This window comes from Saprospiraceae bacterium, assembly GCA_016717265.1.
Classification (GTDB): domain Bacteria; phylum Bacteroidota; class Bacteroidia; order Chitinophagales; family Saprospiraceae; genus Vicinibacter.
In genome coordinates this window covers 436865-450188 of the sequence record JADKFX010000001.1, presented here as the reverse complement: position 1 = coordinate 450188, position 13324 = coordinate 436865, and the positions used below count along the sequence as shown (strand labels likewise).

General features: G+C 31.2%; 6 protein-coding genes. All 6 read left to right on the top strand.

Annotated features, from left to right (window positions below):
- Positions 1–87: 87 nt before the first annotated feature.
- The 6 genes from IPO86_01790 (at position 88) to IPO86_01765 (ending at position 13261) form a co-directional block, all read left to right on the top strand.
- Positions 88–3024: a histidine kinase gene (locus IPO86_01790; protein ID MBK9726828.1), complete on the top strand. Its 2937-nt coding sequence runs from the start codon at positions 88–90 to the stop codon at positions 3022–3024.
- Entirely contained in the window at positions 3021–3785 is a 765-nt protein-coding gene (locus tag IPO86_01785; protein MBK9726827.1) for a response regulator, read from the top strand. The genes IPO86_01790 and IPO86_01785 overlap by 4 nt, the downstream gene beginning before the upstream one ends.
- 150 nt (positions 3786–3935) lie before the next feature.
- Positions 3936–8339 carry a gliding motility-associated C-terminal domain-containing protein gene (locus tag IPO86_01780; protein ID MBK9726826.1) on the top strand — a complete coding sequence of 1468 codons (4404 nt, stop codon included), beginning with the start codon at positions 3936–3938 and terminating at the stop codon, positions 8337–8339.
- Between the two features lie 516 nt (positions 8340–8855).
- The gene (locus IPO86_01775) at positions 8856–9764 is read left to right on the top strand and encodes a hypothetical protein (protein ID MBK9726825.1); all 909 of its coding nucleotides are present in this window, start codon (positions 8856–8858) and stop codon (positions 9762–9764) included.
- A 60-nt stretch (positions 9765–9824) separates the two neighbouring features.
- Positions 9825–10709, top strand: a complete 885-nt coding sequence (locus tag IPO86_01770; protein ID MBK9726824.1) for a hypothetical protein — start codon at positions 9825–9827, stop codon at positions 10707–10709.
- Between the two features lie 38 nt (positions 10710–10747).
- Positions 10748–13261, top strand: coding sequence for a tetratricopeptide repeat protein (locus IPO86_01765; GenBank protein MBK9726823.1), 2514 nt, complete (start codon positions 10748–10750; stop codon positions 13259–13261).
- Positions 13262–13324: the final 63 nt, after the last annotated feature.

The window sequence follows — 13324 nt, the reverse complement described above, 5'->3', positions numbered from 1 at the left end:
GTTCTTAAAATATTGATGGATGTAAGATATTTAATTTTATAATAGCGGATGCAGTAAATTTCATGCATTTTTAATATAAACCTAGCATTGAATACAATACAATATTCTATTGGTAAAATATACTTCATACTGACATTATTTTTTATTGTGAATTTGCTATTTCTAATTCCAATTTCTGCACAAGAGCCATATTCCAAAACTTATACCACACATGATGGGTTGATTCACCCGCAGATCACGGCACTGTTTAAAGATTCAAGAAACTATTTGTGGATTGGCACCAAAGGAGGTGTATCCCGTTTCAACGGAAAAACATTTGAAAATTTCATTCCCGGTGAAATGAATGTTATTACTGGAATTCATCAGTTTCATGAAGATACTAATAAACATATTTGGGCAATTAATAAATTTGGAATAGCAATCTATGATGGAAGTTCATGGTCCTTGTTTCGCACGCCCGGAATTATGAAGGATGTAAGAGCAATGGGTCTCAAACAGGATACGCTGTTCTTTTTTGACTGTGACAGAAAATTATGGTATTTTGCGAATACTACTTTTAATTCAAAATCGTACATTAACTCCACTGGATTAACACCCCGCAATTTGTTGTATTGTCGACTTACTGATAAATGTTATGTTCTTTTTGATGAAAACCCCAGCCTGGGTATTCTTTTAAATGATACCATAAAATTCTTCAAAGCTTTCAATGAAGAAGAAATCGGACTGTATACAGATGAAAGAACATTTGTTTGGCGTGTTTTTAAAGAAGATACTGTTTTCATTTATGATTTAAATGACCGATTAATGGATCGGGTTGCAATTAACAAAGCAGTTGGCGAAGTCAATTACACTAAAGTTGAAAACAATAATCCGCTTCTTTGGAATGCTTTGGATGGATTGATAACCAGGAATTCTACCTTGCATTCATTTTTTAAAAAATCAAGAAACAAACCAAATATAACAACTGTTTTGGTGGATTCTTACAATTACTGGTTGGGAACCGAGCTAGGTTTAGTTCAAATTCCTAAAGCTGGATTTTTTTATTTTAATAAAGACAGCATTTCATTTCCTTGGGGAATCATTGAAGACTCAGACCATAATATCATCATCGCGGATTTTTTGAATGGACTATACAGCATTTCTCAAGAGCATTCTATCAAAAATATTAGTAAGGAATCAAGATGGTATTTTCATCCTTGTAAAGATGAAAAGGGGCGCATTTATTTATATAAAGAAACTGAAGTTTATCAACTTGAGAATGGTAGTTTGAAATTGATTCCAGAATTGTCAAATCTTAATGCTGGCTTTACAGCTTGTTTGTATTTGTTTTGGTCACCCACACTAAAAAAATTAATTTGTAGTCAAAGAGGTGGAATTTGGATTTATGATCCTGAACTGGGTAATGTTGAAAAAATCCGCTGGACTGATGGAGATTTTAAAACACTTTATGTCTTGTCAATTGACGAAGATAAACAAGGTAATTTATGGTGTGGATCTTATAAAGGATTAGTTCGTTATAATCCACACAAAAAAACGGAAACGTATTATACAAATGAGAAATTTAAATTTGAAGGGGTAATCGCCATATACCCGATGGGAGATTCTTTATTTTTCTTAGGATCCAATAATGGTTTGTGGAAATTTGATATTAAAAAACAGGTGGCTACCCAAATTCTGAAATCAAATTTAAAACACCCTGTATTGAGCATACTTTGCTTTAAAGACAGTTTATTAATCTGCGGGCATAACAAAGGACTTACTACCATTAAACTACAAGAGTTGTTCCGCGGACAAGAATCCTTCAGGGAATTTAATTTTTACAATGGATTTCCAGGAATTGTACCCGATCAAAATGCTGCGTATCTCGATTCACAGGATAATTATTGGGTGAGTGGTATGGATCGATTGTGTGTGATTAAAGCGAACTTATTATGGCACAATGAAGAACCCCTTAGAATCCAATTTACAAAACTCAACGGGAAACAGTTGACTTATAGCCAAGCATTTGCTTTAAGTACTTCAGGAAAATCGATATCCTTTGAGTTTGACGTAATTGGTAATTTAAGACTGATCGAACAAAAATTTCGATACCGCATCCTTGATGAAACATCCTGGTCTGAATGGTTTAGTTTTCAACATGTTATATTACCAGAACTTAGCTCCGGTAGGTATCAGATCGAATTGGAATTAGAAGGGGTTCTGAATGGGAATCTTAATAAGGCAAGTAGTGCTATATTAAACATCCAAGTTAAGCAGAAAATTTTTATGGAACCCTGGTTCAATAGTTTCCTATCGATTGTTAGTTTGTGCATTTTGGGAGGTCTTGGGTGGTATATATATAAATTGCGGAATAGTCGCAAAAAAATCAGACAACTAGAGCAGGAATCAAAATATCATCAGGCAAGAATGCTGACAGCTCAATTGAATCCACATTTCATGAGTAATTTTTTAACCAGCATTCAAAATTCTGTAAATTTTCAGGATACTGAAAAAGCAAATAGAAAATTATTGCAAGTTGCTAATTTTTTAAGAAAATTTTTAGGAAGTTTAAATAGTAAACAAAAAGGTGGTTTAATTCAATTAAATGATGAGTTAGAAATTATTCGCATTTTTTTAGACATGCAAAATGTATTGCATAATGGACTTATTACCTGGAACATAGAGATGCATGCTGATTTTGATCCAACCGAATGGTTGGTCCCACCATTGATACTTCAGCCATATATTGAAAATGCAGTGGTTTGGGGAATTGACTATAAAGATACAAAAACGGGTAATGTAAATGTAATTATCAAGGAGACTTTAAGCACTCTTAGAATTCAAATTATAGATGATGGAGTTGGGATAGAACACAGTCAAAAACAGAAGCTATACAAAGAACGAAAAGTTGAAGAATCGGGAGCACAAATTGTCAAGCAAAGAATAGCATTGTTAAAAACCTTGGGTTTTGAAATCAAAATGGAAATACAAAGCAATTTGAATGGTACGGAAGTATTGTTGATTTATCCAAAGATAAAGGTATGAATTATTTTATAGTAGAAGATCAAATGGATGCAAGAGAACTCATTCAAAAATATTTGGTGGAAGATTTTCCGCAATTGACAATGGTTGGATATGCTGATCGATATGTTTATGCAATGGAACAAATTCCAAGGCTTAAGCCAGATTTATTATTACTTGATATAAATCTTGGTGGACATGATGCATTTGAATTATTAGATGTACTACAACAAAAAATGAATGGAAAATTGGGATTGATTATTTTTATTTCTGCCTATGTTGATTCAGATCATATACTAAAAGCGTTTGAATATTTCCCATTGCGATATATTACCAAGCCTATTGACCGTAAAAAATTGCAGATCAGTATAGACCAGGCAATACATCAGTTTAATCTGGGTACCGGTAATGAACAGAATCGTATAGCTTTACGACCATTCCAGATCAGTAAATTGCGAATCCCAAAAATTAGAGGTGAAGTGGAATTAGTTGAATTGGAGCATATTTTATTTCTTCAATCATTTCATGAAGGGCAGGTAACGAAACTATTTTTAGTAAACAATCCAATGCCAATCTCTGCTTCTAAGCACCTTGGTTATTTCAAAGAGTTGTTAGCAGACTATAAACAATTTTTTGCAATTAGTCAAAGTATTTTAGTAAATTTAAATTACTTAAAATCATATACCAATCATAATAAAAATTTATTTCTTCATCAATGGTCAGAACCCTTAGTGGCTTCCCGAAGAGGTGGTGAAGATTTAAAGCGATGGTTGTGTGGTGAGTAATACAAATACCATATTTTTAACATTTTTGCCGAATTATAGATTTTTTACACTTTACAACTATCAATTGTAATTTTAAAGTTTAATTATAATTCTACTTTGCAAAATCCAAGAAATGGATACGTATTCTTAAAATTCCAAGCTAAATTCGTTATGTGTACCAAACATTGGATTTGTATTATTGTTTTAAAACTTATTAATATACTAACAAATCCACTGTATGCACAAATTGATACAATTTTCTGGTTTGCTGCTCCAGCTATAACAACAGCGAACAATAATTCGTTTCGAACACCAATTTCATTTAATATTTCTAGTTACAATTTAGATGCAATTGTTACTATTTCACAACCTTCCGGAAACATGATAACCAGAGTTGTTTCTGTACTTGCCAATTCAACTTTAATAGTAGATCTTAGCAATGAGATTGATGAAATCGAATGCAGTGGAGCAGATATGGCTCTTAATAAAGGAATAAAAATTTCGTCCACGGTACCAATTTCAGTATATTATGAAAACTCTTCTATTGGGAGTCCAGAATTATTTGTATTAAAAGGAAGGAATAGTTTGGGTTTTGATTTTTGGATATCATCTCAAAACAAACTTGACAATTCGAATTTATTTTCGCCATCGTTCTCGTCATTTAATATTGTTGCAATTAATGATTTTACAATAATTAATATTACACCATCAACAGATATAATAGGACATTTAGCCAATTCAACATTCTCAATAACACTGCACAAGGGACAATGTTATGTTGGTAGAGCAATCGGTAATCTGGCAATTAACCATTTGCAAGGAACTCATATTACGAGTGACAACCCCATTGCTATTACACTTTGTGATGACATTTTGGACGCAACTAAAATATATGGAGGATGTGCAGATTTGATAGGAGACCAAACAATTCCAGTTAATAATATTGGAACAGAATATATTGCTGTGAAAGGTTTATTAAATCAACCATTTGACAAATTGTATATAACTGCTACAAGAAATAACACTACAATTTATATAGATGGTTTATTTATAACAAATTTGAATGCAGGTCAAAGTTATGAGTTTGGAATTCTTAATGAGAATGCATATATCCAAGCAAATTTTCCAGTTTATGTATATCAATTATCTGGTATCGGTTGTGAATTAGGAGCAGCAATCCTTCCACAAATAAAATGTTCAGGGAGCTCAAACGTTTCATTTGTAAGAAGTACAGATTTAGATGTTTATATTACATTGGTAGTCCAGAAGGATGGTTTGAATAATTTTTTTATTAACGGACAAGCGGCTAATATAAATGTTAACCAGTTCACGGTAGTACAAGGAACTCGTAATATGTGGTATACTGCTAAAGTAAAATTAGACAGTATAAGGTTTCCTAAAGCTTCCATTATAACAGTTTTAAATACAAGTCATTTTTTCCATCTTGGAGTATTACAAGGTAGTTTTTTTAATGGAGTAAGTTTTGGCTATTTCTCTGATTATTCTGGTGTTAACGCCACTGCAACCGCTAGCAATAGGTTGCCCTGTCTTGGAAGTCAATTTCAACTATTTGCAGATTCTATATTTTCGGCTGAATATACATGGATTGGTCCTAATGGTTATAGTTCAAGAGAAAGAAACCCGATTATAGAGAATGTTAATAAATCACATACTGGAAAATTTATTTTGGAAGTGGAAGGTCTTGGTTGTAGTGTTAGTTATGATACGGTCAATATTCAAATTATTGATTGTGTGGATAGACTAATAGCTTGTTACCCTTTTAATGGTGATACAAAAGATTACAGTGGAAATAGTAATGATGGAAAGATGTTTCCTGGATTTGAAGCCAAACCAACAGCAGATAGATTTGGGAATATTAATAAAGCTTATAATTTTAAAAATTCATTTATTTTAGTTCCAGTTTCACCTACAATTGTTTCACCGGACACAGCTATAACAATCTGTTCCTGGGTTAAATTAAATAGTATCAATGGTCTGGCACCCATTGTTTGTAAATCGAATACGAGTACAAGACAAATTCCACCTCAATATAGATTTGGTATAACGGATTCAAGTAAAGTTCTATTTGGCTATAATAAAAATAATACCTTTCCTGGAACTAAAATATTTAGTGATTCAATTTCAATTCCGATTAATAAATGGTTTCATCTTGCTGTTACTTTTGATGGACAGTTCGTTAAATATTATAAGGACGGTATATTATTTTCTACAGTTATTGAGATTGGAAGAATATTACCAGAATTTATTGAACCACTAGAAATTGGAAGAGATAGTCCGTCTCCTTCATATTATTTGGATGGAGATTTAGACGTAGTTAAAATTTATAGTAGAGCCTTAACTTCTCATGAAATAGTTGAATTGTATTCTGATACGAATGGATGTAATGATTTATGTCCTGTAAGTATTGATTCTATCTGTATGAGAATTTGTAAGGGACAGGATTTTAGGGGGTATTCACAGACTGGTATTTATAGAGATACTTTTAAGACAATAAATAATTGCGATAGTGTAGTAATTTTGAATTTATTTGTACAATCTATAGATGTACTCCAAACCGACACAACAGTTTGTAAAATCAATAGTTTTCCTTTAAATGTTATTGTTAAAGATATACCAAATGAAGGTGATCCATGTTGTTCACATTTATACTTTGGGAATGAATTGCAAAGTGGAATTTTGGCTTTTTATCCGTTTTGTCAGAACGCGAGAGATGTAAGTGGAAATGCACATCATGGAATTGTTAAAAATGCGTTTCTCACAACAGATAGATTTGGAAATTCTAATAGGGCTTTTGCGTTTAGTGCAAGCTTGCATTCTTATATCATAACAAATTATATTGAAACATCAGTATCAAATGATTTTACTTATTCTGTTTGGGTCAAAGCCAATAACATTCAAACAATTCCTCCTGAAGGTGTAAATTTATTTACTTCAAATCAAATGGATCTAATCTCTGACGGGCAATGCATCATACATCCTGTCCATGGTCAAAATTTTGGAAATACTAACCAGAATGCTGGATCTGGATTGTATATTGGTAATAATGGTCTGTACTTAATCGAAAACTCCAGTCAATTTATAAGAACATCTTTGGTCTATATAGCTCCTTTATTTGGCTGGCATCAGTATACCATAGTGTATAAAAATAAAGTTCCAAATCTTTATATCGATGGCAAATTTATTAAGCAAGGATTTCCGGGAACCAGAGACATTTTTCTATCGACAGGGTATGATACAAATAGAATAGTTAATTATAGTAATTCTGGTTTTGGTTCAGGTTTCAATTCATCTGGGGCTGATACAGCGCAATACTTCAGTGGAAAAATTGATGAGATTTGTTATTGGAATCGGATACTTCTGGATTCAGAAATAAGCCAATTGTATAGTTTGACAGCCATTCCTTTATCAAATCAATCAATCGTATATTGGAGTACAGGGGATACAAGTAAAAGTATTTTTGTAACGAATAGCGTGTCATCAAAATATTATTGTACAATTAATGATGGAACAAACCATTGTAAGGATAGTATCACTATTACAAAAGCAAATCAAAATGATATTCTAATAAACCTGGAAATTTGTGAAGGCCAATCTTACCTTGGTTACAATACCTCTGGACTTTTTGTCGATACTTTAAAGTATCCCTTTGGATGTGATACAGTTAGAATGCTAAATTTGAAAGTGAATCCATTAATCATAAAAGATATATATGAATCAATATGTATTGGTCAAAACTATCTTGGATATAAAAATTCTGGCATTTATAGAGATACCTTAAGCAGTTTAAAAGGATGCGACACTATTAGAAATTTAAATCTATTGGTTACACCTCTTATTAATAAAACTGAGCACAAATCAATATGTTTTGGTCAAAGTTATTTAGGCTATAAAGACACCGGTATATACATAGACACCCTTGGAAGCAATTTTGAATGTGATACTTTAAGAGTTTTATATCTTACTATATTGCCAACCACAATGAACGATAATTATGTTGAATTATGTGAAGGAGAAAAATATAAGTTTGGAAATAAAACTTATTTTATTTCAGGCATTTATTATGATTCCCTGACTACAGTTTTTGGATGTGATAGTATTGTAGTGACAAATTTATTGGTCAGGCCTAATTTTAAAAATGAAATTGAATTAAGGTTATGTAATGGAGATGAGTATAAAATTGGAAATAACATTTACACTAAGAATGGAAGATATATTGATTATTTTAAAACAAGCTTAGGATGTGATAGTATCATAAGCTCTTTTATATATTTTGAGACCTGTAATGATATTTTTATTCCAAACATATTTAGTCCAAATGGGGATAATGTAAATGATAGTTTTTTTCCTCAAGGAATAAACATAGAACAATATCAAATGAAAATTTTTGATCGATGGGGTAATCTTATTTTTGAGTCAACTAATTTTTTAAAGTTCTGGGATGGAAAATTTAAAGGAGAGTATTCCTTACCTGGCGTATATGTTTATTTAATTGAAGGTACTTCCATCAATGGCAATTCGTTTCATGTTTCCGGAAATGTAACTGTAATTAGGTAGTGATTTATTGTTTTCAATCCCAAAGGTAAGGTGTTTTGAACTTTTATTTTAGGTATGTAAAAAGCTTTGCAATATATGTATAGAGTGCAGAGCTTTTGTTTTCTAATATTGATATGAATTATTTTATTTTCCATAAAAAAAAGTAATTAACTTAAAATGTATTTTTGATTTTTGCAATATTGAATACAGGAATATATTATTGACTTGCAAAGGATATTTGCTTTAAGTTAATGTTATTATTTTAAATAATATACTATATGCAGATGTTTTATTTTTTTTTTTGCAAATGAAATTTCAGTCAAAATATTTATCTTTATAATAGCATTAAAGGTAGGATCAGATTGCTTGACTGCTTTAAATTTAATAAATATCAATAGAAATTGTGAGTGAAATCCTTTGAGTAAATTAGTAATGTGATGCCAAATTTTAATTAGAATAGCCAAATTTTAATTTAAAATTGATTAAAGTAGTGATTGTTTTATTTTTGTTTATTATTAAATTTAAATTTTTATCTAAATGAAAATCACTATTTTAATTTCGTTACTTCTATCTTTTTTATCATTTGAAAATCGAAACAGTCCAATAGATTATACTTCAGAAAATTGTGACATTAAATTTAACCGTTTGGAATTATTGGGGCCCATAATTGAATCAATTGGAGGCAGTAGTTCTGGGGTTTTTTATTCAAATGGCCAATGGAGTGGGAATATTCCAGGTTCAAACTGTATGAGTAATTATTCTGGAGATTATGTTATAAATACCGATGTTCCAATGTCAATTTATTGGCTAATTAAAGGAAAAAATTTTGGGAATTTAAAAGGTAATGGAATTTTAGCAATTAGTCATTCAGCTATTAAGTTTAAAATTATTAATTGGTCCGATACAGAGATTAAAATTAATGTTGAATCTAGTTATACTTTAGATAGTAAAAAAGATGTAGCAATAAGTGTTAAAAATACCTTGGGTCAACAGAGTAATCCTTTTAAAATTGATGTAATAGGTATGATTGGAGATGGTAGAGGATTTGGACAATGTACATGGGAAGCATCGTATCAGAGAAGGAAACTTAATATGAAGATTTCTCCATCAGCATACTCATTAAATTTAAAACCTGATAAAGATTATGTTCCTCAAATTGGGGATCTAGTACATTTTGGAACAAACAAACATACTTCCATAATATTATCAAAGCCAATTAAAACTTCTAAGTTTGAATCTGTAACCATAGACAAAATAAAGTATGATAGTATAGTTATTTATACATTTAATTTGCGTGAGAGAAATCATAACTGTGACGAATCAGCTGAAACAACTGAAAAAATATTTGTAAAACGGAAGGACAAGAATGCGTCTAAAATTTTAGTCAAAGCAGGTATTCAATCTGCAAATTCAAAATTTGGATTTGCTTCGGGAATATATAGATAAACATTAATTGATTTCTGGTAGGTAATTAATGAGCGTTAAAAATATTTCAAATAGAGTCGTATGCGAAAAATAAGAGAAGTAGCCATCCATACTTTTATACTTTTAGTGATTATTATTCAGGTAAAAAGTGTTGGTATTTGCTCTGTTATTAAAGTATTTAAAGAGGATAGGGTTCATATTAGTATTATCAGTAACCCTATTATCACAAAAGTAAGTTGCAGTAGAATGGGAAAACAAACTTCCTATAATCCTGCACTTTTTTTCAATGGTTATTTCATTGGTGATACTGAATATGAAAATAGTATTATTATAGAAGGGAGTGGATTTGGATTAGAAGGTAGAGCTGAGACACGAGGGATTGTTACCTTAGCAGCAGGACCAAACTATTACAATGTCTTAGTGCATACTTGGGTGGATAACAAAATTGAAATCAGGTTTAAAGTTCACCCTGCAGCAGAACCTAAGAATGCTCATATTTATATTAAAACTGCTGGAAGAAATTCACAAACTGTTAGCTATGATTTTAAAATGGCTCCTGCAATTAATGGCGAACAATATGGCGAATCCACTTGGTGGGCCGCAAAAAGAAGAAGAGAGCAAAAGCGAACAATTCCTAATCCACCTTATACGGATCCAAGATTTAAAAAAATTGATGCTAGTTATGAGCCAAATTCAGGTGATTTATGGAAATGGAATTCAGAACATCAGGCATATGTTGAAATTGTAAAAGTTAAAACTGTCCCAAATGGTTTGGATTATTTGTTGACTTATACTATAGACATATCAGAAGCGAATAGTGATCATAAAGGCACGCCAAAGATTTATTTCAACACTACCGTTGTAGTTGAGAAAATTTACAAAGCTTATAAAGTTTATAATTATAAAATTGTTTCAGGAACTTTTGGCAGGCAGAATGGGGAACAGGCAACGCATTATTTTCGTTAATTTTATAAATAATTTAATGAGGTTATGGAAACTATTCAATGTCAATTAATAGCTTGTTTTATATTGAAATATTAACTGTGATTAATTCAAGGTTTCGTTATTTTAAATTGACATTTTTTATTCTGTTTTTAGGATTTCTAAGCATTTTATCGAGCGCACAGGAAGATTTGGAATTGAGTAAAAAGGGAATCAAACTAAATTCTCCTAATTCACTATTTTCAATTGGCATTACACGTGCCGTTGTGATTGGAATTTCAGATTATCAAGACAAAGACATTCCTGATCTTCAATTTGCCCATAAAGATGCAGAGGCTTTTGCTAAATATTTAGTGTCACCCGTTGGAGGTAAAATGGATACAAACCATGTGCAATTGATTATAAATCAGCAAGCTACTGCGGGAAATGTGGCCGCAGCTATTGATGGCTTGCTCGATCTTTCAATAAGAGGAGATGTTGTTGTAATTTATTTTTCTGGGCACGCAGATGTTGAAAGAAAAACATATTCACAACCGGGTTTTTTACTTTGTTGGGATGCACCTTCTAGAATTTATATGGGAGGAGGAACTTATGCTCTTTCTAATTTACAAGAAATTATTACTACACTTTCCATTCAAAAAGAAGTTAAAGTTATACTTATTACAGACGCTTGTCATGCAGGAAAATTGGCAGGTAGACAAATTGGAGGTGCAGAAATAACATCTGCAAATCTAACAAAACAATATGCAAACGAAATAAAAATCTTAAGTTGTCAACCTAATGAATTAAGTATAGAGGGTGCACAATGGGGTGAAGGTAGGGGCGTTTTTAGTTATTTTTTAATAGAGGGTCTTAATGGTTTTGCGGACCAAAATGGGGATTTTAAAATTTCACTTCTAGAGATAGGGAGATACCTCGAAGATAATGTTAATAGCGCAGTAGAGCCACAAAGTCAAACTCCGATAATTTTAGGTAACAAATCCGAGTATTTGTTAGTGCTAGACTCCAATTATTTGGCAAGTATTGGAAAAGTTAAAATTCGAAACATAAAAGATTTTTCTGAGACTTCTATTCGAGGATTTGAAGATCAAATTCTAGCTAGTTTAGATTCAAATATTGTTAAGCAATATTTGGCTTTTAAATTGGCATTAAAAAATAAGGAATTTTTTCGACCCTCCGGAAATTGTGCCAATGATTTGTATGAGGCTCTTGCAAAAGTAGAAGGGCTTGGAGAATTACTAGGATTTATTAAAAGAAATTTTGCTGCAGCATTGCAAGACGATGCCCAACAAGTTATGAACCACTGGATGAAAGGAGATGCTTCTGAATTGACCTTATCTAAGAAGTTAAAAATATTTAAGTATAAAGAATTCCCAAAATATTTAGATAGAGCTGCAGAACTTCTAGGAGATTCACATTATATGTATAATGCTATTAAAGCTAGAAGACACTATTTTGAAGGCTACCTATTAGCTTTATCAAATTTGAATCCGGATAAGGAATTAGGGAAAAAAGCAGTAAATCATTTTCGACTCGCAATTCAATATCAAGAAGATTTTCCGCAAGCATATTGGCAAATGAGTAATGTATTTGCATGTAATTTTCGTCAAGTAGATTCTATGGAATTTTACGCTAATAAGGCAATAGCATTATATCCTAATTGGATTATGCCTCTTATTGATGTATCTAAACATTTATATAGTCGATTTAGCAATAAGGAAAGGGCATTAAAATATATAGAACATGCAGATAGCATAGATTCGAATTCTATTCTTGTGCTTAATCGTTGGGGAGATTATTATAGCAATATAGGACAATTTAGTCTTGCAGAACAAAAGTTAAAAAAAGCCATTGAGATAGATTCAAATTTTATTTACGCATACCACAATCTTGGGAATGTTTATTTAGACACAAAGCGATATTCAGAAGCTATTTTACAATATACTAAAGTTTTAAATAAGGATTCAACTCAAACCATGACATTGCATAATTTGGCTTGTACTTATTTAGTTTTAAAACAGTATGAAAATGTTATTCACTATTTGAGTAAAGCTATTGAGTACGATTCAAATTTTATTTATAATTATGACTATATGGGAATGGCTTTTATGGCAACAAATCGCTATGCAGAAGCCGAAGAAATGTTTGTCAAAGCATTGCAACTTGATTCTAATTCTATATATATACAATTGCGACTTGGACAATTATATCTAAAATTAAATAATTACAATAGAGCTGAAATTCAAATTCAAAGAATTCTACTAGTGGATACTAATTTTACGCCGGCTCTGAATGTATTAGGTCAAATTTATTTGAAATTAAAAAATTTTGAAGAAGCAGAGACCCAATTTATAAGAGCTTTAGAATTAGATTCTACGCTCGCTGAGGCTTATTATTATCTTGCTTGCCTTAAAAGTACACAAGGTCAGGTGAGTATTGCTTTTAAGTATTTGGAAAAAGCATTGGAAAATAATATTTTGGATTTTCAAGTACTGAATAGTAGTGAAGATCTCGCAAACCTTCGTAAAAATAAAAAAGCATGGAAAAAACTACTAAAATTTCAAGCAAAAATCTGAAGTTTTATTTTAAATTTTGATTTTATTAGATCCAATTGATTCGATTTTTAGTGTATAAAATTT